This is a genomic window from Microbulbifer weihaiensis (assembly GCF_048323715.1).
Taxonomy (GTDB): Bacteria; Pseudomonadota; Gammaproteobacteria; order Pseudomonadales; family Cellvibrionaceae; genus Microbulbifer.
In genome coordinates this window covers 123,168-150,070 of sequence record NZ_JBLWFL010000012.1, presented here as the reverse complement: position 1 = coordinate 150,070, position 26,903 = coordinate 123,168, and the positions used below count along the sequence as shown (strand labels likewise).

General features: G+C 59.6%; 24 protein-coding genes. 16 read left to right on the top strand and 8 right to left on the bottom strand.

Annotation, left to right across the window (positions count from 1 at the left end; all coding sequences use genetic code 11):
• Positions 1 to 46: 46 nt before the first annotated feature.
• Both ACNKU7_RS13760 and ACNKU7_RS13755 read right to left on the bottom strand, forming a co-directional pair.
• Positions 47 to 628, bottom strand: a complete 582-nt coding sequence (locus ACNKU7_RS13760; protein WP_418297563.1) for a copper chaperone PCu(A)C — start codon at positions 626 to 628, stop codon at positions 47 to 49.
• A gap of 44 nt (positions 629 to 672) precedes the next feature.
• Positions 673 to 1,440: an N-acetylglucosaminyltransferase gene (locus tag ACNKU7_RS13755; RefSeq protein ID WP_418297562.1), complete on the bottom strand. Its 768-nt coding sequence runs from the start codon at positions 1,438 to 1,440 to the stop codon at positions 673 to 675.
• Positions 1,441 to 1,607: 167 nt separating this feature from the next.
• Between ACNKU7_RS13755 and ACNKU7_RS13750 the strand changes: the two genes are divergently transcribed.
• The 11 genes from ACNKU7_RS13750 (at position 1,608) to coq7 (ending at position 14,107) form a co-directional block, all read left to right on the top strand.
• Positions 1,608 to 3,488, top strand: a complete 1,881-nt coding sequence (locus tag ACNKU7_RS13750; protein WP_418297561.1) for a protein-disulfide reductase DsbD family protein — start codon at positions 1,608 to 1,610, stop codon at positions 3,486 to 3,488.
• Positions 3,489 to 3,763: 275 nt separating this feature from the next.
• Positions 3,764 to 4,198 carry a type II 3-dehydroquinate dehydratase gene (aroQ, locus tag ACNKU7_RS13745; RefSeq protein WP_418297560.1) on the top strand — a complete coding sequence of 145 codons (435 nt, stop codon included), beginning with the start codon at positions 3,764 to 3,766 and terminating at the stop codon, positions 4,196 to 4,198.
• A 78-nt stretch (positions 4,199 to 4,276) separates the two neighbouring features.
• Positions 4,277 to 4,756 (top strand): acetyl-CoA carboxylase biotin carboxyl carrier protein, encoded by a 480-nt coding sequence (gene accB, locus ACNKU7_RS13740; RefSeq protein WP_418297559.1) that lies wholly within the window; start codon positions 4,277 to 4,279, stop codon positions 4,754 to 4,756.
• Positions 4,757 to 4,772: 16 nt separating this feature from the next.
• Positions 4,773 to 6,116 carry an acetyl-CoA carboxylase biotin carboxylase subunit gene (accC, locus tag ACNKU7_RS13735; RefSeq protein ID WP_418297558.1) on the top strand — a complete coding sequence of 448 codons (1,344 nt, stop codon included), beginning with the start codon at positions 4,773 to 4,775 and terminating at the stop codon, positions 6,114 to 6,116.
• Between the two features lie 286 nt (positions 6,117 to 6,402).
• The gene (gene prmA, locus ACNKU7_RS13730) at positions 6,403 to 7,293 is read left to right on the top strand and encodes a 50S ribosomal protein L11 methyltransferase (protein ID WP_418297557.1); all 891 of its coding nucleotides are present in this window, start codon (positions 6,403 to 6,405) and stop codon (positions 7,291 to 7,293) included.
• 68 nt (positions 7,294 to 7,361) lie between these two features.
• On the top strand, positions 7,362 to 8,624 hold the full coding sequence (locus ACNKU7_RS13725) for a DUF3426 domain-containing protein (protein ID WP_418297556.1): 1,263 nt from the start codon (positions 7,362 to 7,364) through the stop codon (positions 8,622 to 8,624).
• A gap of 187 nt (positions 8,625 to 8,811) precedes the next feature.
• The gene (gene dusB / locus ACNKU7_RS13720; protein ID WP_418297555.1) at positions 8,812 to 9,810 is read left to right on the top strand and encodes a tRNA dihydrouridine synthase DusB; all 999 of its coding nucleotides are present in this window, start codon (positions 8,812 to 8,814) and stop codon (positions 9,808 to 9,810) included.
• On the top strand, positions 9,807 to 10,112 hold the full coding sequence (fis, locus tag ACNKU7_RS13715; protein ID WP_418297554.1) for a DNA-binding transcriptional regulator Fis: 306 nt from the start codon (positions 9,807 to 9,809) through the stop codon (positions 10,110 to 10,112). The genes dusB and fis overlap by 4 nt, the downstream gene beginning before the upstream one ends.
• Before the next feature lie 160 nt (positions 10,113 to 10,272).
• Complete coding sequence (purH, locus tag ACNKU7_RS13710) at positions 10,273 to 11,847, top strand: bifunctional phosphoribosylaminoimidazolecarboxamide formyltransferase/IMP cyclohydrolase (protein ID WP_418297553.1); 1,575 nt, start codon at positions 10,273 to 10,275, stop codon at positions 11,845 to 11,847.
• 288 nt (positions 11,848 to 12,135) lie between these two features.
• Positions 12,136 to 13,431, top strand: coding sequence for a phosphoribosylamine--glycine ligase (purD, locus tag ACNKU7_RS13705; protein WP_418297552.1), 1,296 nt, complete (start codon positions 12,136 to 12,138; stop codon positions 13,429 to 13,431).
• A gap of 31 nt (positions 13,432 to 13,462) precedes the next feature.
• The gene (coq7, locus tag ACNKU7_RS13700; RefSeq protein ID WP_418297551.1) at positions 13,463 to 14,107 is read left to right on the top strand and encodes a 2-polyprenyl-3-methyl-6-methoxy-1,4-benzoquinone monooxygenase; all 645 of its coding nucleotides are present in this window, start codon (positions 13,463 to 13,465) and stop codon (positions 14,105 to 14,107) included.
• Positions 14,108 to 14,568: 461 nt separating this feature from the next.
• Here coq7 and ACNKU7_RS13695 read toward each other — a convergent pair whose 3' ends face one another.
• Positions 14,569 to 14,976, bottom strand: coding sequence for an OsmC family protein (locus tag ACNKU7_RS13695; RefSeq protein WP_418297585.1), 408 nt, complete (start codon positions 14,974 to 14,976; stop codon positions 14,569 to 14,571).
• Positions 14,977 to 15,297: 321 nt separating this feature from the next.
• Here ACNKU7_RS13695 and crp point away from each other — a divergent pair, with 321 nt between their 5' ends.
• Entirely contained in the window at positions 15,298 to 15,933 is a 636-nt protein-coding gene (crp, locus tag ACNKU7_RS13690; RefSeq protein ID WP_418297550.1) for a cAMP-activated global transcriptional regulator CRP, read from the top strand.
• Positions 15,934 to 16,000: 67 nt separating this feature from the next.
• Here the strand turns inward: crp and fba are convergent, their stop codons facing one another.
• Both fba and ACNKU7_RS13680 read right to left on the bottom strand, forming a co-directional pair.
• On the bottom strand, positions 16,001 to 17,065 hold the full coding sequence (gene fba / locus ACNKU7_RS13685) for a class II fructose-bisphosphate aldolase (RefSeq protein WP_418297549.1): 1,065 nt from the start codon (positions 17,063 to 17,065) through the stop codon (positions 16,001 to 16,003).
• 180 nt (positions 17,066 to 17,245) lie between these two features.
• A complete protein-coding gene (locus ACNKU7_RS13680) occupies positions 17,246 to 18,409 on the bottom strand; it encodes a phosphoglycerate kinase (RefSeq protein ID WP_418297548.1) in 1,164 nt (387 codons plus the stop codon).
• 342 nt (positions 18,410 to 18,751) lie between these two features.
• Between ACNKU7_RS13680 and ACNKU7_RS13675 the strand changes: the two genes are divergently transcribed.
• Positions 18,752 to 19,525: an alpha/beta hydrolase gene (locus ACNKU7_RS13675; protein ID WP_418297547.1), complete on the top strand. Its 774-nt coding sequence runs from the start codon at positions 18,752 to 18,754 to the stop codon at positions 19,523 to 19,525.
• A 16-nt stretch (positions 19,526 to 19,541) separates the two neighbouring features.
• The gene (locus ACNKU7_RS13670; RefSeq protein WP_418297546.1) at positions 19,542 to 19,736 is read left to right on the top strand and encodes a CPXCG motif-containing cysteine-rich protein; all 195 of its coding nucleotides are present in this window, start codon (positions 19,542 to 19,544) and stop codon (positions 19,734 to 19,736) included.
• 121 nt (positions 19,737 to 19,857) lie between these two features.
• Here the strand turns inward: ACNKU7_RS13670 and ACNKU7_RS13665 are convergent, their stop codons facing one another.
• Complete coding sequence (locus ACNKU7_RS13665) at positions 19,858 to 21,537, bottom strand: FAD-dependent oxidoreductase (protein ID WP_418297545.1); 1,680 nt, start codon at positions 21,535 to 21,537, stop codon at positions 19,858 to 19,860.
• Between the two features lie 496 nt (positions 21,538 to 22,033).
• Here ACNKU7_RS13665 and ACNKU7_RS13660 point away from each other — a divergent pair, with 496 nt between their 5' ends.
• The gene (locus ACNKU7_RS13660; protein WP_418297544.1) at positions 22,034 to 23,611 is read left to right on the top strand and encodes a S8 family serine peptidase; all 1,578 of its coding nucleotides are present in this window, start codon (positions 22,034 to 22,036) and stop codon (positions 23,609 to 23,611) included.
• A gap of 76 nt (positions 23,612 to 23,687) precedes the next feature.
• On the opposite strand, the gene ACNKU7_RS13655 is transcribed toward ACNKU7_RS13660, so the two are convergent.
• The gene (locus ACNKU7_RS13655) at positions 23,688 to 24,071 is read right to left on the bottom strand and encodes a hypothetical protein (protein WP_418297543.1); all 384 of its coding nucleotides are present in this window, start codon (positions 24,069 to 24,071) and stop codon (positions 23,688 to 23,690) included.
• 281 nt (positions 24,072 to 24,352) lie between these two features.
• Here ACNKU7_RS13655 and ACNKU7_RS13650 point away from each other — a divergent pair, with 281 nt between their 5' ends.
• Positions 24,353 to 24,751: a globin family protein gene (locus ACNKU7_RS13650; protein ID WP_418297542.1), complete on the top strand. Its 399-nt coding sequence runs from the start codon at positions 24,353 to 24,355 to the stop codon at positions 24,749 to 24,751.
• A 143-nt stretch (positions 24,752 to 24,894) separates the two neighbouring features.
• Here ACNKU7_RS13650 and ACNKU7_RS13645 read toward each other — a convergent pair whose 3' ends face one another.
• On the bottom strand, positions 24,895 to 26,901 hold the full coding sequence (locus ACNKU7_RS13645; protein WP_418297541.1) for a pre-peptidase C-terminal domain-containing protein: 2,007 nt from the start codon (positions 26,899 to 26,901) through the stop codon (positions 24,895 to 24,897).
• Positions 26,902 to 26,903 lie beyond the last annotated feature (2 nt).

Below are 26,903 nucleotides of genomic sequence, written 5' to 3'. Positions count from 1 at the left end.
CAGGCGCGATGCTCGCGCCCCTGAGAAAGCAGTTTGCGGAAAACGTTCAACCGTGATGGTGATGATGCCCCTGCTGCTGAGCAGCATTGTCAGCACGTACTGGTATCACCACCTCTAAAGTGCCGCCATCGGCAAAAACAAGCCGCAGCGGCAGGTTTTCTCCCGCAGCAAGGCGAACCCCATGCAACATCAAATGGGTAGCACCCGGCTGCATTTCAAGGGATGCACCCTTGGGCAAGGTAACTTCTGCAAGCGGCCGCATACGGCTTACACCGCTCTCTTCAACCGTGCTGTGCAATTCGGCACGGGCCTTGGGATGACGAGGCAGTTCGACCCCTAGCAAGCGGCGCTGCCGATCCCCTCCATTATGAATATTCAGGTACGCGACCCCCATGGGCGCCCCCGGCGGGGTTTCGCGGGCAAAGCCCACCACTTCCAAAGCCGCCACCTTCACTTCCGCAGTTTCCGCCGCCACTGTAGTTAACGGGAAGGCCGCAGAGAAAAACAAACAGCCGAACACAGCCTTCAGGTGTCGCCGAAACAGCGGCGGAAAAGCAGTAACACGAGTCAACTGGCACACTGAAAACACTCCCTTTAACGATCTGGTTATTCTCTGAGAAACATCCAACCTAAATAAGCACACGCGCCCACGCCATCTGGCCTGTCTCACCCTCAAGGGTTTTTCTGCAACAGTAACCGCGGCGGATTGCCAAGCTTGATGTCACCCCGCACCCGATAACCTGGCACTGCCTCGCGCAATTGCCCGTAGATCCAGCGCCCTTCGGCATCGTTGCGGGCGACAATAATCACCCGCATTTCGTGCTGGCGAATCCGCTCCGCCGTAGACCGCAGCATTTGCACCACCTGCGGCGACTTGCTGGCAAGCTCAGCCGGCGGCAGTAATACGGCCTGCGCCCCCGGGCCATCCATTACCACATCAGCCGCCGCCCGGCGCTTCTCCTGTTGCAGCTGCGTCCGCACTTCCGCAGACAGGGCGTTGCCCGGTGCTATTTCATCGGCCCGATTCAACAAACTGTCGACCTGCCCGAACGCGCGCTGGCGCAATGCGTCGCGGGCCCTTGCAACCAGCTCCATCACGATGAGCTGGATTCCTGTGGCCGCGCGCTTGTTGCCCGGGTCCAGCTGCTGCACATTCAGGTAAAAATCGTACGCACTGGCGCCGGCAGGCATGGTGTAAAACCCCTCGCGCTGGGCCGCCTCGGCGCGCTGCAGAAAATGCTCGACTGCGCGCTGGCGGATTTCCTCTTCCGTCGGCCCCTTTGGCGCCACCGGAACCGGAATGGCCTTGGGCGCGGGCGGTGGCGGGGGGGCAGACGCACAGCCGGAAAACAGTACGCTGAGGCCAACCATTGCAGCCACCGAAAGCGTGGCCGGACGAAAGCGGCACGGCGCCGACACCTGACTCTGTTTCCCGCTCACAATCTTCGCCTGTCCTCTGTGTTGTTTTTTTGTACCACTGGCACCGCTATACTGCGCGTTCACCGCGTCCCGCGCCAACTGCGCCATATTCAAGGGACGTCGCACAGCGGAACCGCCGTGTGCTGTTTCAGTCCAATATCGCCAGACTATAAAGAATTTTGTTGCCCATGAGTGTGAAGCCCCCCGGTTTGCGAGAAAAAAAATGGCTGAATCGTTTGCTGGCACCGGCCTTCCTGGCGGTTTACAGCCTGCTGGCGTACGCCTTTGTGTCCTCGGCGTACGCGGCCGGTAATCCTTTATCCAGCCCCCCCTTAGCCAGCAGTAACTTTGGCGCCACGCAGCAGGATGAGTTCCTTCCTGTAGACCAGGCCTACCGCCAGGATTTCCTTTTCGCCCAGTCCGGGGAAGTCAGCGCCCTGTTCCAGATCGCGCCAGAGTACTACCTCTATCGCGACAAGCTGGCGCTCTATGTACTGGGCGAGGGCGGCAAGACCCCGCTTCCCCTCGACATTGAGAAAGGCGAAGTCATCTGGGATGACTACTTCGAGAAAGAAACAGAAGTTTATCGCTGGCAGCTTGAGATACCGGTTAGCATCCCCGCCAACCTGCGCACTGGGAGCGCGCCTGTAGAACTGGAAATCCACTACCAGGGCTGCGCCGACGCCGGACTCTGTTACCCGCCACAGACGCGCCGCTTCGCTGTCGACCTGAACCAGCAAACCGCTTCGCCGCTGGCCGTGGGCGGCCCTGCTTTCAGCACCGGCAACCGCGCCCCACTCGCCGATACTGGGCGGTCGCAAGCAGCGGTCGATAGCAGCAATACCGGGTTACTGCTGGCTCTCGTGCTGGCCTTTGGCGGCGGCCTCATTTTGAACCTGATGCCCTGCGTATTCCCCGTCCTGTCGATCAAAGCGCTGGCGATCACCCACAGCAAAGGCAACCGGCACCTGCACGGCTGGGCCTACACGGCCGGTGTCATTGCCACATTTACCCTGATCGCCGCGGTCATGCTGGCACTGCGCGCAACCGGGGAAGCAGTCGGCTGGGGCTTCCAGTTGCAATCGCCGCCAGTTGTGGCAACGCTGGTGTACCTGTTTTTCATCATGGGCCTGAGCCTTTCCGGACTGACCGAATTCGGCAGCAGACTGATGGGTATGGGGGGCCATACCAGCTCAGGGCTCGGCGGCTCCTTTTCCACAGGCGCACTGGCAAGCGTCGTCGCCAGTCCGTGTACCGCGCCGATGATGGGTTCTGCGCTGGGATTTGCGGTCACTCAGCCAGCTGCTGTGGCGCTGGCCGTATTCGCGGCGCTGGGGGCCGGCATGGCTGCGCCGTTCCTGCTGCTAACCTACGTGCCCCAGCTGGCCGAGCGCCTGCCTCGCCCGGGCCCGTGGATGGAGCGCCTCAAGCAATTACTGGCGTTTCCCATGTACCTGACGGCCGTCTGGCTGTTGTGGGTACTGGGCCGCCAAACCGGTAGTGACGGCGTTGCCCTGGTGCTCGCCGGCGCAGTCGCCATTGCATTTGCCCTGTGGCTCTGGCCGCGCCCCACCGAGGACACCCGGGGCGCGGGGCGCTTTGGACGCAGCGCACTGGCCATAGCCGCGCTGGCTGGCGCCGCCCTGCTGATCCCGCAACTGGACAAGGCGACCGGTTCTTCCGCGAGCGCAACCTCCAGCGCCTACTGGCAGCCCTACTCTCCAGAAGCTCTGGAAAACGCCCGCGCCGAAGGCCAACCAGTGCTGATCAATATGACCGCCGCCTGGTGCATCACCTGCCTTGCCAATGAAAAGGTGGTGCTGTCGAGTGACGCCGTGAGCGATGCCATTGGCCAGCTGGGCATCACCGCCCTCAAGGGAGACTGGACCAACCAGGATCCCAGGATCAGCGATCTGCTGGCGCGCTACGGCCGCACCAGTGTTCCTCTGTACCTCCTTTATCCCGCCGGTGGCGGCGAGCCCACCATCCTGCCGCAAATCCTCACCCGCGACGGCCTCCTTGCTGCGCTGCGCGATGCAGCGGGCACATCCGAAGTGGTTAGCGAATAACCACTAGTGCATTTCGGCCAAGGATTGGCCTTTGTGGCCAATCCTTTAGGCAAACAAGCCATTCACAGTGAAACTTTGCGCTAATCTGGAAGGTATTTTCGGCGAACTGCGTGCAACTTCTCGATTTCAAATTTTGGGGCATGGACAGAGGGTCACTTTTGCGGCAAACTCGCGCCCAATTGTGAAAAATGTGCGTATGGCAGGTGTTTGCCTGCAAGATGTATGACTTTTTCCAGATTTTAGTCACAGTTTCGCGCGCTTTACCGAGGCACAGTATGGCTAAACTGCTTCTGCTACACGGCCCCAACCTCAACCTGCTGGGCACCAGGGAACCGCAGATATACGGTTCCACCACACTGGCTCAAATTAATGAGGCCGCTCGCGCCCTGTGCGCGGAAGCCGGCCACCAGTTGGATTGCCTGCAGAGCAACAGTGAAGCGGAGCTGGTAGAGCGCATACATCAGGCGTTTGCCGACAAAGTGGACTTTATCGTTATCAACCCCGCCGCATATACCCATACCAGTGTCGCCCTGCGCGATGCGCTTGCCGGCGTGGCGATTCCCTTTATTGAAGTCCACCTGTCCAACCCGCACGCCCGCGAGCCCTTCCGCCACCACTCTTACCTGTCGGATCTGGCGCAAGGTGTTATCTGTGGCTTCGGCGCCGACAGTTACCGGCTGGCATTGCAGGCGGCCCTGGGGCGCATTTAGAAAACGATTTCATCCGCGGGTACCGTTCGCGAAACGGGGCCCGACCCGATATTCACACAGACTACGAGTGACACTGTTATGGACATCCGCAAAATCAAAAAACTGATCGAACTGCTCGAAGAATCCGACATCGGCGAGCTGGAAATCAAAGAAGGTGAAGAGTCCGTGCGCATCAGCCGCGGCGTCAGCGGGGCTTCCATCCAGATGCCGCAGATGCAGATGATGGCCCCCATGGCGCCCGTCGCCCCCGCAGCTGCCCCGGCCGCTCCGGCACCGGCTGCCGCACCGGCCGAACCCGCCGGCGATTCCGTTCCAGCCCTGACCGGCCACCCGATCAAGTCACCGATGGTCGGCACCTTCTATGCGGCCTCCAGCCCAGGTTCCGAGCCGTTCGTGAAAGTCGGCCAGCAGGTAAAAGTGGGCGACGTCATCTGTATTGTCGAAGCCATGAAAATGATGAACCAGATCGAAGCCGACAAAGCCGGCACCATCGCGTCCATCCTCGTGGAAGACGGCCAGCCGGTGGAATACGACCAGCCGCTCGTCACCATTTCCTGAGCGGGGGTGTCAGTGCATGTTTGAAAAAATACTTATTGCCAACCGCGGGGAAATTGCCCTGCGCGTGCTGCGCGCCTGTAAAGAAATGGGTATCGCCACTGTCGCGGTTCACTCTCAGGTGGATCGCGACCTGAAACACGTGCGCCTGGCAGACGAAGCGGTCTGTATCGGACCAAACCCGTCGCCGCAAAGCTACCTCAACATCCCGGCCATCATCTCGGCAATGGAGATTACCGATGCCGTCGCTGTGCACCCGGGTTACGGTTTCCTGGCCGAGAATGCCGACTTTGCCGAGCAGGTACAGAAGAGCGGCTTCACCTTTATCGGTCCGGACGCGGACGTTATCCGCCTGATGGGCGACAAAGTGTCGGCCATCGCCGCGATGAAGAAGGCCGGCGTTCCGACTGTGCCAGGCTCCGACGGCCCGCTGCCCGCCGACGGCGAGCGCTGCCTCGAGATCGCGCGCAAGATCGGCTTCCCGGTGATCATCAAGGCCGCCGCCGGCGGCGGCGGTCGCGGAATGCGCGTGGTGCACTCAGAGGGCGCCCTGCTGAACGCCATCTCGGTGACCAAATCCGAAGCCGGTGCGGCGTTTGGCGACAGCACCGTCTATATGGAGAAATTCCTGCAGAACCCGCGTCACGTGGAAATCCAGGTAATGTCCGACGGCCAGGGCAACGCCGTACACTTCGGTGACCGCGACTGCTCCCTGCAGCGCCGCCATCAGAAGGTGCTCGAAGAAGCTCCCGCGCCAGGCATTCCCGATGCCATACGCAAGGAAGTTCAGGACGCGTGCGTTCAGGCCTGTATTGATATCGGCTACCGCGGCGCCGGCACCTTTGAATTCCTTTACGAAGACGAGCGTTTCTACTTCATCGAGATGAACACCCGTATTCAGGTGGAGCACCCGGTTTCCGAGATGGTCACCGGCGTCGACCTGATCAAGGAGCAGATCCGCGTGTGTGCGGGCGAAAAGCTCTCCTTCAAACAGGAAGACATCAAGATCACCGGACACGCTTTCGAATGCCGGATCAACGCCGAAGACCCGAAGACTTTCTTCCCGTGCCCCGGCAAAGTGGAAACTTTCCACGCCCCCGGCGGCCTCGGCGTGCGGGTGGACTCCCACCTCTACTCCGGCTATACGGTTCCGGCAAACTACGACTCCATGATCGCCAAGATCATCACCTATGCGGAAGACCGGGAAACCGCCCTGGCCCGTATGCGCGTGGCCTTGAGTGAAATGATCATCACCGGCATCAAAACCAATATCCCGCTGCAGGAAGACCTGGTTCGGGATGCAGCTTTCGCCAAGGGTGGGGTGAATATCCACTATCTGGAGAAGAAGCTGGGGATGGAATAAGTCCCCTGACGCGCACTTTTAACAGCGCGTTGGCAGGCAAGCACCGGGGATAGGTTTTCAGAACCGGTGCAGATGCATCCCTGTACACTGCGTCGGCGACACCCCAGTCGCCGACGCTTTTGAAAACCTGTCCCCGGGGCACTTCCCCTTCAGTCACACCTTTCTTACCCTGTAAACATCCCATCTTTAGTAGAATGCGCGCAGATCAGAAGTGAAGGTGCGCTGCCAGTAAGACAGTGCAGCCGCCTCGACGCCCTCAAATACCACTATCCCGGACAAGCACCCAATGCCCTGGCTCCAACTCCGTGTAAACACCAGCCGCGAACAGGCCGAGAAAATCGAGAACGCCCTGTTCTTCGCCGGCGCCGTCTCCGTCACCCTGCAGGACAATGCCGACCAGCCCATCCTCGAACCGGGTCTCGGTGAAACCCCGCTGTGGGACGAAACCCTCGTCACCGGCCTGTTCGACGCCGAAGTCAACACCAGCGTCACCGAAGCCAAAGCCGCCTCCTACCTGTGCGAAATGCTCCCCAACGCGCGCTGGGAGCAACTCGAAGACAAAGATTGGGAACGCGAGTGGATGAGCCACTACAAACCCATCCAGTGCGGTGAAAACCTCTGGATCTGCCCGAGCTGGTGCGAGCCGCCACAACCGGAGGCAGTCAACCTGCTTCTGGATCCGGGTCTCGCCTTTGGCACCGGCACCCACCCGACAACCTTCCTTTGCCTGCAGTGGCTGGCCGCTGAACCTGTCGAAGGCAAAAGTGCAATCGACTTCGGCTGCGGCTCGGGCATTCTCGGAATTGCCGCCCTGCTACTCGGCGCCGAAAACGCCATTGGCACCGATATCGATCCACAGGCGCTGATCGCCAGCCGCGACAATGCACAGCGCAACGGCATCGATCCCGATCGCTTCCCGGTCTACCTGCCGGAAAAGGCCCCGGCCGCGAGCGAGGCCAATGCGGATATCATGCTGGCAAACATTCTCGCCGGCCCCCTGGTCGAGCTGGCGCCGCAACTGATCGAGCGCACCCGTATCGGCGGCCGCATCTGCCTCTCGGGGATACTCGAAAGCCAGGCGGAAAAGGTCAAAGCGGCCTACCAGCAGTGGATCGACTTCGAACCGGATGGCGAACGCGAAGGCTGGGTACGCCTGAGCGGCACCCGCATCCGCTAAGAGACGGACTACGCCCAGAGCCGGCAGGCTGATAAACTGGCCGACCAAAGCACTAATCGTCGAATTTCATGTCGCAACTGGTTACCCGCTGCCCACATTGCAGCACATCGTTTCATGTCAGTGAGCAGCAACTGCGCGCCGCCCGTGGTGCTGTGCGCTGCGGTTCCTGCCTGCAGGTATTCCGCGCCGATGAAAACATCGTCTTCAACGAAGACGACCCTCAACCCGCGACCAAGAAGGCGATCGACGAGCTGCTGGACGACGACGACTTCCTGATTCACGACGACATCGACCTCGACGGCGATGAAGCTCAGGACGAAGACGACGACCTACCCAGGGCCAAGCGGGCATCCGCTAGCAAACCAGCGAGCGAACAACCGCCCCGCAAGCCGGAACAGCAGCCACTGATCGACGATGCCTTTGGCGAGCTGCAGTGGCAGGAGCTCGAGTCTCCCACCGAAAGCGACGACCTGGAATTGGGCGAAGACCTGGAAGCTGCGCGCGATGACCTGTGGGCAGAAGAGATTGCGATGGAGGCGCCGCTGGAAACGCCTTCATCCAGCCCCTTCTCCTCAGAGCCTCCCGAAATCACGCCCCCGGAAAGCCTGCAGGATGACTGGAGCGCGGGAGTCCGCCGCGACGATCACGACAGGCTGTCTTCCGGCATGGGTGACAACGACGATTTGCTCCCCCTTCCGCCCAGCCCCAGCGCCAAAGCAGCCGAAGAAGCCACCGGCGACGACCATATCGATGCTCTGCAGCGGAATCAGGCCCCGCTGTTGCCGCGGGATCAGCTGATATCCGCCATTGGCCCGGCACCGATCGAGGTCAACTGGCAGCCCAAACGCCACAATCGTATTCCCGGCTGGCTGTGGGGACTCAGCGCGCTGATGCTATTGATCGCACTTGCCGCACAAATCGCCTTCTTCCGCTTCGACACCCTCAGCAAGCGGCAGCCCTGGCGGCAAATGTACGCCGTCGCCTGCCCGATGGTTGGCTGCACCCTGCCCGCACAGGTGGATGTCCGCGCCATTCACACCTCGAACCTGGTCGTGCGCAGCCACCCCCAGACCAACGGCGCCCTTGCCGTGGAAGCTGTGCTGTTGAACACGGCACCGTTTGAGCAGCCATTCCCCGATCTGCTGCTGCGCTTTACTGACCTGAAGAATGCACCTGTCGCTAGCCGGCGGTTCAAGCCCGCCGATTACCTCAAGGGCGAGCTCGCCGGGCGCCGCCTGATGCCAAGGGGCAATCCGGTGCATATTGCGCTGGATATTGTCGACCCGGGCACGGAAGCGGTGAACTACGAACTTGAAATAGCCCCGCGCTGAACGGTCGGCCACTTTTTGCCAGCCGGGGTTGCCACCCTCGCTGACACATATTGCTACAAATTGTTGCACAAACTTCGCCCTAAACGGCCAGCCATCGACCAATTTGCGCGCTTTTTCGCTTTTCCGCCGGCCGGGCAGCCGCTATCATAGGCGGCTCTTTTGACACCGACCGCAGCGGAGAACACATTTGCGAGGCAGTACCGCCATAGGCCCTTACGAAATCGGCGCACCAGTAATCCTGGCACCGATGGCCGGCGTTACCGACCGCCCCTTCCGCCAATTGTGCCGCGACCTCGGGGCCGGTCTGGTGGTTTCCGAAATGGTCACTTCCGACACCAGTCTTTGGAACAGCCGCAAATCACGTATGCGCCTGGATCACAGCGGTGAAGCCGGTCCCATTTCCGTCCAGATCGCCGGTGGTGACCCACAGATGATGGCGGAAGCAGCGCAGGAAAATGTCCGGCGCGGCGCCCAGATCATCGACATCAATATGGGTTGCCCGGCAAAAAAGGTGTGCAAAAAAGCAGCAGGCTCCGCATTGCTGCGCGACGAAAAACTGGTCGCCGACATTCTGGAAGCCGTGGTGCAATCCGTCTCAGTTCCAGTGACGCTGAAAATTCGCACTGGCTGGTGTCCGGATTCCCGCAACGGAGTGACGGTGGCCAAGATGGCCGAGGATCTCGGAATCTCTGCCCTGGCAGTTCACGGACGCACCCGCGCCTGTGGCTACCATGGTCAGGCCGAATTCGATACCATTGCCGAGATTGTGTCCGCGGTAAAGATTCCCGTCTTTGCCAACGGCGACATTACCGGCGCGGAAAAGGCCCGCATGGTGTTGGACTACACCGGCGCTGCTGCAGTCATGATTGGCCGTGCAGCTCAGGGACGTCCATGGATATTTCGGGAAATCGCCCACTTTCTCGCTACGGGAGAGCGGTTACCTGAACCCTCACTGGAAGAAGTCAGGAATATATTGCTCACTCACTTGAGTGAATTACACCGTTTCTACGGTGAGGTTATGGGGGTACGTATCGCCCGCAAACACGTGGGTTGGTACTTGAAGACACTCGCTGACAGTGAGTCCTTTCGCACGACCTTTAACCAATTGGAATGCGCAGAAGCACAACATGCCAGCGTTCGCGAGTGGTTTGAACGCCGAATAAATAGAGGGGCAAAAGCGGCATGAATAACGAAGCACTGATTCCGGATGCCAATAATGTGGTATCCACCGGGGGCCAGACACAACTACAACAACCGCAGCAGCAGTCGCTGCGCGATGCGGTTGAACACGCGATGGAAAATTACTTCCGTCACCTGGACGGGCAGATGGTCACCGATGTCTACGACATGGTGCTGTCTGAAATTGAAGCGCCTATGCTGGAAGTGGTGATGAAACACACCCGCCACAACCAGACCCGCGCGGCACAGCTCCTGGGTCTCAACCGCGGCACTCTGCGTAAGAAGCTCAAGCGCTACGGTCTGCTGTAAAGCGGCCAGCCGCCCAGGCCAGAGCCGGCAGCCATAGCCGGCGCGAAAAGGGCGGCAGAAATTCGACGAGGGGGGATGGGTTCAGCCTATCCCCCCTCGCTATTTGTTATTCCCGGTTATTTTCAACCTGCTCTTTGTACATTTAGATGGACGATGCGATATGACTGACAAGGTGGCCATTCGCCGCGCGCTGATCAGCGTTTCTGACAAAAGCGGCATTGTGGACTTTGCCCGTGAACTCTCCGCCATGGGCGTGGAAATCCTCTCCACCGGCGGCACCTACCGCCAGCTGGGTGAAGCCGGCATCCCGGTAGTGGAAGTCTCCGACTACACCGGCTTCCCGGAAATGATGGATGGCCGCGTGAAGACCCTGCACCCGAAAGTGCACGGCGGCATCCTCGGCCGTCGCGGCCAGGATGATGCAGTCATGTCCGAGCACGGCATCAAGCCCATCGATATGGTTGTGGTTAACCTCTACCCCTTCAAGGCCACCGTTGCCGACCCCAACTGCGACCTGCCCACCGCGATCGAGAACATCGACATCGGCGGCCCGACCATGGTGCGCTCCGCGGCCAAGAACCACAAAGATGTAGCCATCGTGGTCAACGCGCACAGCTACGACACCGTCATCGAAGAGATGAAAGCCAACGACGGCGCGCTCGGTTACGAAACCCGCTACGACCTGATGGTGCAGGCATTTGAGCACACCGCGCAGTACGACGGCATGATCGCCAACCACTTCGGCGCCCGTAACACCAACAACGAAGCGCGCGAGTTCCCCAACACCTACAACGTCCAGTACGAAAAAGCCCAGGACATGCGCTACGGCGAGAACCCGCACCAGAAAGCGGCCTTCTACGTTGAAGCCGATGCCCAGGAAGCTTCCGTCTCCACCGCCACCCAGCTGCAGGGCAAAGAACTGTCCTTCAACAACGTGGCCGACACCGACGCCGCACTGGAAACCGTCAAACTGTTCGACGAACCCGCCTGCGTCATCGTCAAGCACGCCAACCCCTGCGGTGTGGCCGTAGCCGCTGACATCAAGACCGCCTACGAACTGGCGTTCGCCACCGACCCGGAATCCGCGTTCGGCGGCATCATCGCCTTCAACCGCGAATTGGATGCCGAGACCGCCCAGCTGATCGTCGACAAGCAGTTCTCCGAAGTGATCATCGCACCGAAAGTTTCTGAAGGTGCCGCAAAAGCCGTTTCTGCCAAGCAGAACGTGCGCCTGCTGGAGTGCGGCGAATGGGGCAGCGAGCGCCCGGTCGCCTTCGACTACAAGCGCGTCACCGGCGGCCTGCTGATCCAGGAAAAAGACAATGGCATGGTTGCCAAGGAAGACCTGAACGTGGTCACCAAGGTGCAGCCTTCCGACGAACAACTGGATGAACTGCTGTTCGCCTGGAAAGTCGCCAAGATGGTCAAGTCCAACGCCATCATCTACGCCAAAGACGGCCGCACCATCGGTGTCGGCGCCGGCCAGATGAGCCGCGTAAACTCTGCGCGTATTGCCGCGATCAAGGCCGAGCACGCCGGTCTGGAAGTAAAAGGCGCTGTCATGGCGTCTGACGCCTTCTTCCCCTTCCGCGACGGCATCGACAACGCCGCCAAGGTTGGCATCAGCGCCGTAATCCAGCCCGGCGGCTCCATGCGCGACGACGAAGTCATCGCTGCAGCCGACGAGCACGGTATGGCGATGGTGTTTACCGGTATGCGTCACTTCCGTCACTAAGCGCGAATTCCGACGACTACCTACACAGGTACGTAATATTCCCGCGCTATACGGGAAGGTTCTGGGGCTGGTGCCCCTTCCCGAGACCGTATGCGGCCAGGACGGCCGCATCCGAGCCCCCACGGATGGGTTCACGGCGTGTCTCGGGAAGGGGCACCAGCCCCAGGGCCGCCACAGGACTGGCAACGAAGCGCCAATAGCCCTCTCTTGAGCCCAGTCCTTTCCCGGCAACCCAGCGCACAATGCTAAACTAGCCCACCTAAATAACAGGCACGGGGAAACTCAAGAATGAATATCCTGGTAATCGGCTCTGGTGGCCGTGAACACGCACTGGCCTGGAAGGCCGCACAGAACCCCGCCGTAGACACCGTCTTCGTCGCACCGGGCAACGCCGGCACCGCCCGCGAGCCCAAGCTCCAGAACGTCAACATCGGCGTCGACAACTTCTCCGCCCTGTCCGACTTCGTCGAAGAAAAAGGCGTAGAGCTGACCATCGTCGGCCCGGAAGCCCCCCTCGTGGACGGCATCGTCGACTTCTTCAACAGCCGCGGCCACAACATCTTCGGCCCGGAGAAAGCCGCCGCCCAGCTCGAAGGCTCCAAAGCCTTCACCAAAGACTTCCTCGAGCGCCACGCCATCCCTACCGCCGCCTACCAGAACTTCACCGAAGTCGAGCCGGCGATCGAGTACATCCGCGCACAGGGCGCCCCCATCGTGGTCAAGGCCGACGGCCTCGCTGCCGGTAAAGGCGTGATCGTCGCTGAAACCGTAGAGCAGGCCGAACTGGCCGTACGCGACATGCTCAGTGGCAATGCCTTTGGCGACGCCGGCTGTCGCGTGGTCATCGAAGAGTTCCTCACCGGCGAAGAAGCCAGCTTCATCGTCATGGTGGACGGCGAGCACATCCTGCCGATGGCCACCAGCCAGGACCACAAGCGCGTTGGCGACGGCGATACCGGCCCCAACACCGGCGGCATGGGCGCCTATTCCCCGGCCCCGGTCGTGACCCCGGATGTGTACGAGCGCATCATGAAAGAAGTGATCGAGCCGACCGTTCAGGGCCTGGCTTCCGAAGGCATGCCCTACACCGGCTTCCTGTACGCCGGCCTGATGATCAACGAAGAAGGCGCTCCCAAGGTTATCGAATACAACTGCCGCTTCGGCGACCCGGAAACCCAGCCGATCATGATGCGCCTGAAATCGGACCTGGTTGAACTGTGCATGGCTGCCATTGAGAAGCGTCTCGACCAGGTAACCGCCGAGTGGGACAGCCGCCCCGCGCTGGGTGTGGTACTGGCCGCCCACGGCTACCCGGGCAGCTACCGCAAGGGCGATGCCATCTCCGGCCTCGACCGTGCCGACAGCGAAAACGCCAAGGTATTCCAGGCTGGCACCGCGTTGGATGGCGAGCGCGTCGTCACCAGCGGTGGCCGCGTACTCTGTGCTACCGCGCTGGGTGATACCGTGGCCGAAGCTCAGGAGAACGCCTACAAGTGCGCCCGCAACATCCACTGGGAAGGCGCGTTCTACCGCAAGGACATCGGCTATCGCGCGGTAGCGCGCGAGCAGTCTGAGAACGCATAATTCGCGGTAGTAATCGATTGGAGGGGCTGACATGAGCCAACGTCAACTTTCCGGACTCGACCGCCTGCTGCTGCAGGCGGATCGCGCCCTGCGCACCCTGAGCCCCGGCTCGCCCTGTCACGAGCGGCCGTCGCCGGCCAAGTTCGCGGCGGAGGCAGAGCTGTCCGACGCGGAGCGACGCCATGCGGCGGGCCTGATGCGGGTAAATCACAGCGGCGAGGTTTGCGCGCAGGCGCTGTACCAGGGCCAGGCGCTGACGGCGAAGCTGCCGCAGGTACGGGCTGAGATGGAGCATGCGGCGGATGAGGAAATTGATCATCTGGCCTGGTGCGAGCAGCGCCTGCAGGAACTGGACAGCCGCCCCAGCCTGCTGAACCCGCTCTGGTACGGCCTGTCTTTTGGTATTGGCGCTGCCGCGGGCAAGATCAGTGACAGGATCAGCCTAGGTTTTGTGGCCGCTACTGAAGAGCAGGTGTGCAAGCACCTGGAGGGTCACCTGCAAGGTCTGCCGGCGCAGGACGAAAAAAGCCGCGCGGTGGTGGAGCAGATGCTGGTGGATGAAGCCAAACACCAGCATGCCGCGCTGGATGCGGGTGGAGCACGCTTCCCCGGTCCGGTAAAAGGCCTGATGACGCTGGTATCGAAGGCGATGACTTCGGTGAGTTACCGGGTCTAAGCCACTCTGTCCTTTTATCTTAAGAAGCCCCGACTCTCTTGGGAGGCTCGGGGTTTTTCATTAGTGGTAGTTCAGTGGTATTCGCTTTGAAGCTAGCCCGCTGACGCGCAAGCACTGGGTATTGGGTTTTGAAACCGGGCTAGGCGCCCCCCTTCCATACGTCCCTGTACGCTGCGTCGGAAACGTCCCTGTTTCCGACGCTTTCAAAACCCAATACCCACTACTTCCGCTTCCGTTTAAACACCGGCCCATCGATACAGGCTTGAGGAATCATTCGGAGCGACAAATTTGGATTTGAAGGTTCGGCCAGGGATAGCCATTCGCGAGACCTTCTAAAACAGGGATGTTTTAGAAGAGCCCCCAGGGATGGGTTCACGGCGTGTCTCGCGAATGGCTATCTCTGGTCGAACCGCCACGATAAGGGAGCAGTGCTCCGCGCCGGAAGCTACGGAGCAAGGAACTCAGACCTCTTCGATCCGGTAAGTGTGCACGATTTCCACCTCGCCCTTACCGAGCATGATGGAAGCGGAACAGTACTTCTCTGCTGACAGCTCAACCGCGCGCGCAACCTGGGACTCTTTGATGCCGTGTCCGCGCACAACGAATTCCATCTCGATCTTCTCGAACGGTGCCGGTACCGCGTCCGGGCGGTGGGCTTTCAGTTCAACGTGGCAGCTCCGCACGTCCTGGCGGGCTTTTTGCAAAATGCCAACGACGTCCACGGACGCACAGCCACCAACACCCAGCAGGATCATCTCCATCGGCCGGATGCCATTGTTGGTTTCGCCACCTTCCATCACCACCGAGTTGCCACTGCCTGCCTCGCCGACAAACATGACATCTTTCACCCAGGTAACTTGAGCCTGCATAACGCCAGCCATGGAACATACTCCTTCGAAATTGATGAGGGCCGGGAGCTTATCACAACAAAATCGCCAACTGCAGAACAGTCAACATGCGACCCGTCATTCCCACAGGCCGGCAAAAAGTAAGCCATTACTCACGGCGGTTGTAACAATACCCGACAACCGCTATAAACGACATCTCGGTTCGCCCCTCCAGAAATAGTGGTACAGATCACATTGCGGAGTATTACCGGTCACTGCCCCTGTCAGCCCTACACAATAAGCGGGATAATCCACCGCTTCCCGGGATCAGGCCCAAAAAAATTCTAGAAAAGGAGTAGATCCGTGACGGTTGCTATCGAAGAACCCCTGTCTACAGGCAATATCGAAGACTTCCTGGCGCACTGCCACCGCCGCCGCTACCCGGCAAAAAGCACCATCATTTACGCCGGTGATCGTTGCGAGTCTCTTTACTTCATCATGCGCGGCTCCGTAACCGTACTCATCGAAGACGATGAGGGCCGTGAAATGATCGTGGCCTACCTGAACGACGGAGACTTCTTTGGTGAGATGGGCCTGTTCGACCAGGACACCCGCAGCGCGTGGGTTCGCACCAAAACCGAGTGTGAAGTCGCTGAGATCTCCTACACCAAATTCCAGGAACTGACCCGTCAGCATCCGGAATTCCTGTTCGCACTGGCAACCCAGATGGCCGGCCGCCTGCGCAACACCACCCGCAAAGTGGGCGATCTCGCGTTCCTCGACGTGACTGGCCGCGTCGCGCGCACCCTGCTGGACCTGTGCAACGAACCGGATGCGATGACTCACCCGGAAGGCATGCAGATCAAGATCACCCGCCAGGAAATCGGCCGTATCGTGGGCTGTTCGCGGGAAATGGTTGGCCGGGTACTGAAAACCCTCGAGGAGCAGGGTCTGGTATCCGTAAAGGGCAAGACCATGGTTGTGTTCGGCACGCGCTGATACAACGCGCTTACCGCATACAAAAAAGGCGAACCATCCGGTTCGCCTTTTTTGTTTCAGCCCCGGATCAGTTGATCTTCGGCACCAGTTCGCCCTTTTCGTAGCGCACAGACATGTCATCCAGGCTGATCGCGCGGATCTTACTGGCCTGACCGGCAGTGCCGAAGGCTTCGTAGCGGGCCACACAGATTTCCTTCATCGCCTGGGTGGTGGCCTTGAGGAATTTGCGCGGGTCAAACTCGGACGGGTTCTGTGCCAGGAATCGGCGCACAGCACCGGTAGACGCCAGGCGCAGGTCGGTATCGATATTGACCTTGCGCACGCCGAACTTGATGCCTTCGCAGATCTGCTCTACCGGCACGCCATAGGTTTCCGGGATCTCACCACCGAATTCATTGATCACCTTCAGCCACTCCTGCGGCACAGAAGAGGAGCCGTGCATGACCAGGTGGGTATCCGGGATACGCGCGTGGATTTCCTTGATGCGATCAATCGCGAGGATATCCCCTGTGGGCGGGCGGGTGAACTTGTAGGCACCGTGGCTGGTGCCGCAGGCGATTGCCAGGGCGTCGACCTGGGTTTTCTTGACGAAGTCCGCCGCTTCTTCCGGGTCGGTCAGCAGCTGGTCGTGGGACAGCTTGCCCTCGGCACCAACACCGTCTTCTTCGCCGGCCATACCCGTTTCCAGGGAGCCGAGACAGCCCAGCTCACCTTCCACCGATACGCCACAGGCGTGTGCCATTTCTACCGCGCGCTTGGTGACATCCACATTGTATTCATAGGAAGCCGGCGTCTTGCCGTCGTCCATCAGCGAGCCGTCCATCATCACCGAGCTGAAACCCAGCTGGATGGAGCGCTGGCACACCGCCGGACTGGTGCCGTGATCCTGGTGCATGACAACCGGAATATGCGGGAATTCTTCGATGGCCGCGAGGATCAGGTGGCGCAGGAACGGAGCGCCTGCATATTTACGCGCGCCGGCGGAAGCCTGCACGATTACCGGAGAGTCCGTTTCCTGCGCCGCTTCCATGATTGCGCGCATCTGCTCCAGGTTATTAACGTTAAACGCGGGCACGCCGTAGCCGTGTTCGGCAGCGTGGTCCAACAGTTGACGCAAGCTGATTAAAGCCATGAAAAAACCCTTTCTCGTCGAAATTTAGCTGGATAAAAATTACTGCTGGTGTGCGATTCCGTGCGCATTGCGCCGGTCGCATCTCGTTTTAATAGTGAATACATCAACATCGGGAAGTGAGCGGCCCGGATTGCCCCGGACCGCCTGGAACCTGTAATCGGCTCGCGCCGGAGAGCCCCGTCAGTCGTTCGCGCGGGATTCCAGCATGGCCACGGCTGGCAGCACCTTGCCTTCCACGTACTCGAGGAAAGCACCACCCCCAGTAGAAATATAGGAAACCTGGTCAGCGATGCCGTATTTGTCGACCGCCGCCAGGGTGTCGCCGCCGCCGGCAATGGAAAATGCGTCGCTGTCAGCAATAGCCTTCGACAGGCGCTCGGTACCGCCGCCAAACTGATCAAACTCGAACACGCCCACCGGGCCGTTCCAGATAATGGTCTTGGCGCCCTTCAGGATTTCCGCCAGCGCCGCGGAAGAATCCGGGCCGATGTCGAAAATCATATCGTCTTCGCTCACCGCATCAGCAGGCTTGGTTTCGGCCGCCGCGGACTCGCTGAATTCCTTGCCGGTGACCACGTCGCTGGGCAGCGGGATGTCACATTTCTGCATCAGGGCCTTGGCGGTATCGACCAGGTCGTGCTCGCACAGGGACTTACCGACCGGCTTGCCGCTGGCAGCCAGGAAGGTATTCGCAATACCACCGCCAACAATCAGCTGGTCTACCTTGTCAGACAGGCTTTCCAGCACGGTCAACTTGGTGGAAACCTTGGAACCGCCAACGATGGCCACCATCGGGCGTGCGGGGTTGGCCAGCGCCTTCTCCAGGGCGTCCAGTTCCGCTGCCAGCAGCGGGCCGGCACAGGCAACCGGGGCAAACCTGGCGACACCGTGGGTAGACGCCTGAGCACGGTGCGCGGTGCCGAAGGCATCCATTACAAATACATCGCACAGGGCCGCGTACTGTTTGGACAGGGCTTCGTCGTCTTTCTTCTCGCCGACGTTGAAGCGCACGTTTTCCAGCAGTGCCACGTCACCGTCTGCAAGATCCACGCCGCCCTGCCAGTCTTTGATTACCGGCACGTCTTTGCCCAGCAACTTGCCAAGATGAGCAGCAACCGGGGCGAGGGAAAATTCCTCGGCATATTCGCCTTCAGTGGGACGCCCCAGGTGGGACATCAGCAGCACTTTGGCGCCAGCCTCCACAGCGGCCTTGATGGTGGGGAGCGCCGCGCGAATGCGCGCATCAGAAGTGACAACGCCATCCTTTACTGGAACATTCAGGTCCTCGCGGATCAAAACGCGCTTACCCGCCAGATCCAGATCCTTCATCAACTTAACCGCCATAGCCAATCCTCGTTTGCTAGTTACTGATCACTCACAAACCCCGGTGCATCATGCGCCGGGGAGGGGGCGCGGATTATAAGCTGTTGCGATTACCACTGCCCACAGCACGCAGTTCATCGCCGGCACAGGCGTACCGGGGGAAACTGGTCAGGCCGCGAGTATATCAACCCGCCTTGTAATTGGATTACCGGGGGACACGGATAAGTTATTGATAACGCTGTCATTTTTACAAAACCAACGTTTTTCACCCAACTGGGAGGCGGCGCGGCGTTGAAGGGGGTACCGCGCCTGCCTAAGATTGCCCTCCCCGACTTTTCACCCTCTAAACGCAAACGGCAGCCTATGACCAAGCGCAACACCCGCCGCAAAGTGACCTTCACCAATCGCCGTGGCCTGCGGCTCTCCGGCATTCTGGAGATACCTGGCGCCACACCCCGGGGCTTTGCGATTTTCGCGCCGTGTTTTACCTGCGGCAAAGATGTACTCGCCGCCTCGCGTATCGCCAGGCGCCTGGGCGAGCTGGGGCTTTCAGTGCTGCGCTTTGACTTCACCGGCATCGGCGACAGCGAGGGGGATTTCAGCACGACGAACTTTTCCGACAATGTCGAAGACCTGAAAAGCGCGGCGCGCTTTCTCCGGGAGGAATACCAGCCGGCGACCCTGCTGATCGGCCACAGCCTCGGCGGCGCTGCTGTTCTTGCGGCCGCCGGTGAAATCCCCGAGACCCGCGCGGTGGCTACGATCGCCACGCCCACCCACCCAAGCCATGTGCTGAAGCAGTTCGCGCACGCGCTGGACACGATCAACGAGCAGGGACACGCGCTGGTTCACCTATCCGGCCGCCCGTTTGTCATCCAGAAACAGTTTGTCGAGGACGTCCGGGAAAACCAGGCAGACATGAACATCCGCAACCTGGGCCGCCCACTGCTGATTTACCACTCCAGGAAAGATCAGGTGGTGTCGATCAGCGAAGCGGCGGCGCTGTTCGATCTCGCCCAGTACCCTAAAAGCTTTATCTGCCTTGAAGACGCCGATCACCTGCTCAGCGCGCGTAAAGATGCTATCTATGTAGCCGATACCCTAGCGGCCTGGGCCACCCCCTATTTAAGCGCGTGACGTGCGGAGACACCCGATGGACAGAGTGGAAGAATTCAGTGATCAGTGCCCCTACTGCGGCGAAACCATCCTGCTATTGATCGACACTTCCGCGGGCAGCCAGCACTACATCGAGGACTGCGCCGTATGCTGCCGTCCGATCCAGGTTCTGGTCAGTGTAGATATGGAGGGGGACTGGCAGGTACAGCTGAAGCATGAGAGCGACGTGTAACTTCGCGCCAGGCCTACAGTCAGTAGCCGTGCCACCAGGCTGACTGATTTGCTGTCTTCACAACCAAAAAGGCCGCAGGTATTCCCCGCGGCCTCTCCGGCATCCTGTGAGATGGAGAAACTTATACCGACTGGTGAATTTCCTGCGCGGCGCGTTCACCGGTGGATACCGCGGCGTCGATATAGCCGAAGTATTCCAGTTCGGTGTGCTCGCCACAGAAGTGGATATTGCCTTCCGCCAGCGGCTGCGCACCCCACCAGGAGGTGTAGCTGCCGAATGTGGGCGTCGAGTAGGAGCCTTTGGACCAGGGGTTGGCGGACCACTTGGATTGCATCGCGGTACCTGAGTAAGCCGCGGCTGTGCCCGGGAATACGTTATCCACAAGTCCGAGGAAGTGATTCACGTCGCCCGTTTTCGGCGCCGCGAACGGCGTATTACCGCCCAGATTCGCACCGTAGGTTCCGCCGAAGAAGTTCACCAGGATACCGTCGGTAGCGCCGGTGATAGAGGTGGAATCCCAGGTGTCGAACAGCTCCGGCCGGCCGACATAGGTCACACCGTTACCGGTCACCTGCTGGCCGTTGATGTACATGGGTTGGGCCCAGGGACGGCTATTGGCATGGATCGCCATCTTGCCGTTGGTACCAGATGCCATCTGCTCAATGGCCATGCGTTTCTCGGGACGGAAGCTCGCATACAGGGCCGGCTCGATGTCCACATCCCGCAACAGGGAGAATGGCAGCGCCAGTACCAGCTTGTCGCAGGTGTGCACGTAACCGTCTTCGAACGTCAGGGTGTAGGGCCCGGCAATATCGCCGCGAATGGCCACCAGTTTGCGTCCGGTTTCGACAGTACCTTCCGGCAGCTGCTCGACCATTTTGCTCCACAGCTGGTCGTTGCCACCGGAAATACGGAAGCGCTCGTCTGTGCCTGCCAGTGGCAGCGCGCTGTTTACCGGGTTCCAGGCCAGCAGGTAAATCAGGTTCAAGGCCGTCTGGTCTTCCGGCTGGAGACCATATTCCGCCACGAGATCCGCCTGGAATACCTGGCCCATATTGGAATGTGCGCCGATACCTACCTGATCCATCCAGGTATTGGAATCAATGTAATCCAGCGCCTTGTGCGTGTCGTTGTGCCACTCGTAAGTCGGCAGCCAGGGTGCCTGCTGCTGGGTTTTCTTGAAAATCTTGTATACGTCGCGCCACTCTTCATTCAACTGGTGCTCGGTATAATGCTGGCCGTTGACGTAGTAGATTTCACTGCCACCCGGCACCGCGTTGCCATTCACATCTTCCACATCCAGTCCCAGCTCGTTGGCCAGGTTGCGCACCGCATTGTGTTCGGTAGAAATGAGTTCGCCACCGCGCTCCACCGGACGGCCGAATATCGTGCGGTTGGTATTCACCCGGCCACCAAGGCGGGAATTACCCTCAAATACCGTGCTGGTGATGCCGTACTGTTGCAGCCGGTGTGCACAGCGGATTCCCGCCACGCCCCCGCCGATGATCGCCACACGGCCAGGGCGGCCATCGCCATTGCCGCCGCCCGGATCCGCCTGCGCCGGCCGCGATACGCCCCCCAGGGAAGCGCCTACCCCGACCGCTGCCGCACCCAGCCCGAGCTGCTTGAGGAACTGGCGACGCCGTTCATCGGAAGCCGACTTTCCCCCCAGACGCGCACCTTCGGTAATGATGTCGAGACTTTCGTCTGCAGAAATTCCGGTTTTGTCAGACAGCGCCTGCGCAGCACGCATCCGGCGTAGCAACCCCGCGATGGGGGAAAGGGACTTGCGACTTCTCATGACTTTTTTCCTGTGAGTCGAGACAAATTGGGATCAACGTCCCAATAGTTATTTTTAACGCCATTCTACATAGCACACAGAAAAATGGAATATTTGTTCGGTTTTGAGGTTTATTTGAAAATATATCTCTAAAATTCGGTATCTAGCTGTTTTTAAAAAGGTTTTCACGTCTATACCCGTACAGCCCACAGCGCGAATGTTTTTTCAGAAGAGAAAAATAGATGTTTTAACCGCTTACCGCGGTTTAACTCTCAGGCCACTGCGGACGAACACCCCGCAACTTACCTCCATCAGCTTGCCGCCAAAATCATCCTGAATATTTTAATTTGCATGGCAGCTCACACGCCCATCAGCGCGGAATTGGCGCTTTCCAGAAAGCTGCTACATTTTCTAAGCTGGCAATACATGCGTACCAAAAGCAGTATCCGACGCCGGTCAGCACAAAGTCACACCCTCAACAATAAGAAGTACCAGACCAAACTGGAGCTATAACAAAATGAGAAAACCCCTACCGAAACTTCTGGCCGGCGCACTCGCCCTGGCAATTTCTGCCCAGGCCAGTGCGGCAGATGATCGCTATATCGTCAAATTCAAGGAGGGCAAGGGCCCTGCAGTAAAGGCCCTGATGGAAAGGAATGGCGGCCGCTCGGCACTGGCGCTGGAAAAGCAAAATGCCATGGCCGCGCATCTGTCGGATAAGGCTCTCTCCGCGCTGCGCAGTAATCCCAACGTGGAATATGTCGAGCAGGATGTGAAACGCTATCTGATGGCGGAAACGGAGCCCTACGGTATATCGATGGTGCAGGCACACCTCGTGGATGATGGCGCCGCCAGTAACCAGACCGTATGTATCATCGATTCAGGCTACGATCAGCGCCACGTAGATTTGGCGGCAAACCTGGTCACCGGCAGCAATGACCCCGGTGGTACAGGATCCTGGGATACCGATGAGAACAGCCATGGCACCCACGTGGCCGGAACCATTGCCGCCCTCGAAAATGGTGAGGGGGTTATCGGTGTGCTTCCCGGCGGCAAGATCAAGCTGCATATCGTGAAAGTATTCGGCGCCGACGGCTGGGCCTACTCCTCGTCACTGGTGGCCGCCGCCCAGGAGTGTGCGAACAACGGCGCCAGCGTGATCAATATGAGCCTCGGCGGCACATTCAAGTCCCGCACCGAAGACCAGGCCTTTGCCGACCTCTATGCCAACCAGAACATACTCTCCGTGGCCGCCGCCGGTAACGACGGCAATACCCGCCACTCCTACCCCGCTTCCTACGACTCGGTGATTTCCGTCGCGGCCGTGGACAGCAGCAAGGTGGTGGCCGGCTTCTCCCAGCAGACCGACCAGGTTGAGTTGGCAGGTCCCGGCGTAGGCGTCCTGTCCTCCGTACCGATCGGCATGGGTTTATCCAGCACCGTGAGCGTCGCCGGCAACGCTATTGAAGCCGCCGGCATGGATGGCAGCCCGATGGGATCGGCCAGTGGCGCCCTGGTAAATTGCGGCCTGGGCGAAGCGACCTGTGCGGATGCCAGTGGCAAAGTGTGCCTGATCGAGCGTGGCAACATAACCTTCGCAGAGAAGGTACAGGCCTGTGAGGCCGGTGGTGGCGTCGCCGCTGTCATATACAATAACGAACCGGGCATGCTGTACGGAACCATGGGAGACACCATAACCGGCATTCCTTCTGCCGGCATCACCGATACCGATGGCGCAGCGCTTCTCGGCCAGATCGGTGCCAACTCCACCCTTACCATCGAAGCCAGCGACTACGCCTACTTTGATGGCACCTCCATGGCAACACCTCACGTTGCCGGTGTTGCCGCACTGGTGTGGAGCCAATTCCCCAGCTGTACGGCTGCGGAGATCCGCACGGCGCTGAACACCTCAGCGGAAGATCTCGGGGCTGCCGGACGTGATACCGCCTATGGCTACGGCCTGGTACAGGCACAAGGCGCGGTAAGCTTCCTGACCGCCAACCCCTGCGGTGGCGGTGGCAGCAGCAGTGGTGGCAGCTCTGGCGGTGGCAGTGGCGGCGGCAAGCCCTGCAAAGGCAAAAACTGCACGCTGTAAGCCAATCAAAAACTAGCAACCAACAAAAAAGGCTGGCCGGAAAACCGGCCAGCCTTTTTTCTTCACCGACAAAGATCTACCGCTGCAGATCAGTCACACACTTGTTGTATTCCTGAATATACACATCACTACCGCGGTTCGGCACTTCGTTGGACTTGTCCGCAGCAGCGTTACGACAACCTTCGATCTGATCTGAGGTCAGGCTGGTCGCCGGCACAGTCTGGCTGCGCTGATACATGTGCGCTGCACGATCCTTGTGAGCCTGCACGGTAGGCTGCGGAACCTGATAGAACATGCCTGTTTCTTCGTTGAACTGATAGAAATTATCGCCGCTGTGCCAGTAGGTTTTACCCATAATCTGCACCGTTTCGGCACCCGGAGGCAACTGCTGCACGGTATCGCCTGCCAAGGCAAAACCGGACATGCAGAACACAATTAAAAATGAAGCCAAATAACGCATGAGGTCTTCCTCCTCTTCCGATGTGCTTCGAAGTGTACTCACCCCATAGCACAATCCCAATAATCACATCGGTCGAAAACGCGACGACCCGCGGTTTCTGTCTGTGGGGTTACAACGCGGTACAAACTGGAATTACGTTTTACAAAGAACCCCGGAGGGTAGCCCTACAGACTACAAATTGATTTATATCAATTTTGCCCGAACCTTCTGGGCTACCATGCGCGCCCGCGGGCAAACCGCTCGCGCAAAGAAAATGACAATAGCTGTGGAGAGGGCCGGCGATGGGCAATGCCGACAGCGATATCGTGTTCCAGAGTTACGGCCGCTGCTGTAACAATGAACAATTTTTTATCGATTTTTACGATCGTTTCATGGGAAGTTCCGCAGAGATCCGTGCGCTTTTCGCCGACACGGATATGCCCGCGCAACGCCACCTGCTGCGCAACGGCATCATGCAATTGGTATTGCATTCCCGCGGGCTGCCGGACACCAAATTGAAAGCCCTGGGCAAAAGCCACTCGAGAACCGGCTACAACATTCGTCCCGAGTGGTATGGACTGTGGCTGGATGCGCTGCTGGCCACACTGCGCCAATACGACACACAATTCGATGAATCCACAGCACTGGCGTGGCGCCGCGCCATCGAGCCGGGCATCCAGCTGATTCGCGATGCCTATTAAGAAAAAGTGTATGGATAAAAAAGGCAGTTAATTTCCAGGAAAAAAAACCGGCGACCACAACCCACGCCATTGGTCGGCTATCGTCACCGGCAAAAAATCCGCGAGGTGGGCTCACAACCTCGCGGAGTGGCGCTGGGAAGTCTTCAGTTCCAGTCTGCCTGCAGGGCTACACCACTGTAGCTACTGTAACCTTTAAGGCTCAGGTACCAGGTGCCCGCCTGGGGGCTGGGTATACTGCAGTTTTCTTCGTTGCCGTTTTTATATGGCCGGCAGTCGTAAGCCGTGTTGGTCGGCTGCGAAGCCGCCCGCACATAGAGATCCGCATCACCACTTCCGCCAGTGATCGAAACATTCAGGCTCCCCGTACCGCTCGGCACTTCGATGGCGAAGTGCTGCCATGCGCCCTGGCCGCCGCTCAGATTGGACTGGCTAAAGCTGCCGGGCTCCGGGCCGGAACCACCATCTTCGCTGTAGCTGCCGGTCAGGGTTACGCCGGAGAAACTCGAATAGCCGCGCAGGGTTACAAAATAGCTCGTCGCCTGGGGGCTTGGATAACTGCAGGATTCCTCATTCCCGTTCTTGTACGGGCGACAGTCGTAGTCGCTCGTGGTGGGTTGTGCACCGGGTTTCACGTACAGGTCGGCATCGCCGCTTCCGCCGGTGATGGTAAGGCTGAGGTTCGATGCCCCCGCAGGTACGTCCAGCTGGTATTTGAGCTCCTCGCCCTGTCCCGCGGCGAGGCCGCTGGCGGGCACGCCGTTAGCCAGTGCAATGGCGCCATCGGGGGGGCAGTCTGTACATGGGCCGCCGCTGTCACTGCCTTCGATGATGCTGCGTCCCGCGGCGCTCTGGGTAAGGGTAAGTACCGACCCCACCGTATTGGCCGACCACCAGTTGACGTTGCCCGGCAGCAGGGTCGGGTTGCCGCTGCGCTGCTCGCGGGTGAGCGTGCCGGCGGAGCTGTCAAATTGCGCCGTGCGCACTTCCAGCGAATCCGCCGTGACCGTCAGCACTTTGAATTGCTGGATACTGGCGAGATCAATCGTCCACGCCTTGGGGTCGTTGGCCGAGCGAGCCGGTGCTCCCCAACTGCCCTCACCCACAAACACCGTTCCGCCGTCCACCACCGCGTTGTAGCCGTTGGTATCCGGTTTGAGTGCCTCGGTCAGCTTGTTCATGTGCGTATCCGACTCCACCACCAGGTTCATGCCACGCTGGTAGAAAAGACCCGACCACCAGTCGAACAGCGTCCAGTTATCGGACTTGCCGCTGTAGTGGGGAAACATCGGTTTGTGATACTGGGCAACGCGCCACACCGCCTGCTGGCCCGCCCCGGCGAGGTCTGAACTCAACCAGTTGTTCATGCGGCTCGCGTAGGAAGACCAGCCGCTATTCTGAAACTGGCTGTTGAGGGTATAGGCGCGAAACAGCGGCGATACACCCACTGCACCGTAGGTATCATCCGGCGTACAGCTGCCATCGTTATTGGGATCGATACCGAAGATTTTACAGATACTCGAGTAATCGCCGTCTTCGTGGTTGCCGTGGGTGGGCAGCAGCGGGTAAATACGCTTGTAGGCCACGCCATCGATGGTGTCGCTGGAATAGGTCAGCGCCCAGTCACTTAACCAGGAGCGCACTTGCGAAGCGGTATTCGCATCGGTGAAGTCTCCGCCGTGCATGATGAACAGCGGTCGCAGCTTGGCCACCAGCCGGTTACCCTGCTGGCGGTTTGTCCAGCCGGTACGGGTATCGCCACCGGCTACGGCCACAAATGGCGAGTTGTCGGTCGGTGCCGTGCGGAACCAGAAGCGCTCACCACAGCCATCCTGGTCGCACACCCGATAGTACACCGGTGAATTTGCCGGCAGGTTTTGCAGGCGAACAAAGTAGCTTTGCAGGCTCGAATCAAAAGTCCGACTCGTGGTAACCGCCACCGTCGACCAACTGGCTTCATTGGTACTGGTGCCATACTTGACCGTGGGGCTGGTACTGCTGCCGTTGGGCGAAAAACCGATTACCGCGGTACTGCTGGGATCCGCGTCCCAGCTCAACCGGTGATATTGGGTACTGGCCTGAGCCGAAAAGCTGGCCAGCCCCAACGCGGCCACCGCGGCACCCGCAGCAATCCTCCGTGAGGAAATGTTCATTT

Excerpts from the sequence above, each read along its gene's own strand:
- fis (WP_418297554.1), top strand. The coding sequence starts at position 9,807 with ATGAATAACGAAGCACTGATTCCGGATGCCAATAATGTGGTATCCACC.
- prmA (WP_418297557.1), top strand. The coding sequence starts at position 6,403 with ATGCCCTGGCTCCAACTCCGTGTAAACACCAGCCGCGAACAGGCCGAG.
- ACNKU7_RS13750 (WP_418297561.1), top strand. The coding sequence starts at position 1,608 with ATGAGTGTGAAGCCCCCCGGTTTGCGAGAAAAAAAATGGCTGAATCGT.
- ACNKU7_RS13665 (WP_418297545.1), bottom strand. The coding sequence starts at position 21,537 with ATGAGAAGTCGCAAGTCCCTTTCCCCCATCGCGGGGTTGCTACGCCGG.
- aroQ (WP_418297560.1), top strand. The coding sequence starts at position 3,764 with ATGGCTAAACTGCTTCTGCTACACGGCCCCAACCTCAACCTGCTGGGC.
- purD (WP_418297552.1), top strand. The coding sequence starts at position 12,136 with ATGAATATCCTGGTAATCGGCTCTGGTGGCCGTGAACACGCACTGGCC.
- ACNKU7_RS13645 (WP_418297541.1), bottom strand. The coding sequence starts at position 26,901 with ATGAACATTTCCTCACGGAGGATTGCTGCGGGTGCCGCGGTGGCCGCG.
- coq7 (WP_418297551.1), top strand. The coding sequence starts at position 13,463 with ATGAGCCAACGTCAACTTTCCGGACTCGACCGCCTGCTGCTGCAGGCG.
- fba (WP_418297549.1), bottom strand. The coding sequence starts at position 17,065 with ATGGCTTTAATCAGCTTGCGTCAACTGTTGGACCACGCTGCCGAACAC.
- ACNKU7_RS13650 (WP_418297542.1), top strand. The coding sequence starts at position 24,353 with ATGGGCAATGCCGACAGCGATATCGTGTTCCAGAGTTACGGCCGCTGC.
- ACNKU7_RS13670 (WP_418297546.1), top strand. The coding sequence starts at position 19,542 with ATGGACAGAGTGGAAGAATTCAGTGATCAGTGCCCCTACTGCGGCGAA.
- accC (WP_418297558.1), top strand. The coding sequence starts at position 4,773 with ATGTTTGAAAAAATACTTATTGCCAACCGCGGGGAAATTGCCCTGCGC.
- ACNKU7_RS13725 (WP_418297556.1), top strand. The coding sequence starts at position 7,362 with ATGTCGCAACTGGTTACCCGCTGCCCACATTGCAGCACATCGTTTCAT.
- purH (WP_418297553.1), top strand. The coding sequence starts at position 10,273 with ATGACTGACAAGGTGGCCATTCGCCGCGCGCTGATCAGCGTTTCTGAC.
- ACNKU7_RS13655 (WP_418297543.1), bottom strand. The coding sequence starts at position 24,071 with ATGCGTTATTTGGCTTCATTTTTAATTGTGTTCTGCATGTCCGGTTTT.
- ACNKU7_RS13660 (WP_418297544.1), top strand. The coding sequence starts at position 22,034 with ATGAGAAAACCCCTACCGAAACTTCTGGCCGGCGCACTCGCCCTGGCA.
- accB (WP_418297559.1), top strand. The coding sequence starts at position 4,277 with ATGGACATCCGCAAAATCAAAAAACTGATCGAACTGCTCGAAGAATCC.
- ACNKU7_RS13680 (WP_418297548.1), bottom strand. The coding sequence starts at position 18,409 with ATGGCGGTTAAGTTGATGAAGGATCTGGATCTGGCGGGTAAGCGCGTT.
- ACNKU7_RS13695 (WP_418297585.1), bottom strand. The coding sequence starts at position 14,976 with ATGCAGGCTCAAGTTACCTGGGTGAAAGATGTCATGTTTGTCGGCGAG.
- ACNKU7_RS13675 (WP_418297547.1), top strand. The coding sequence starts at position 18,752 with ATGACCAAGCGCAACACCCGCCGCAAAGTGACCTTCACCAATCGCCGT.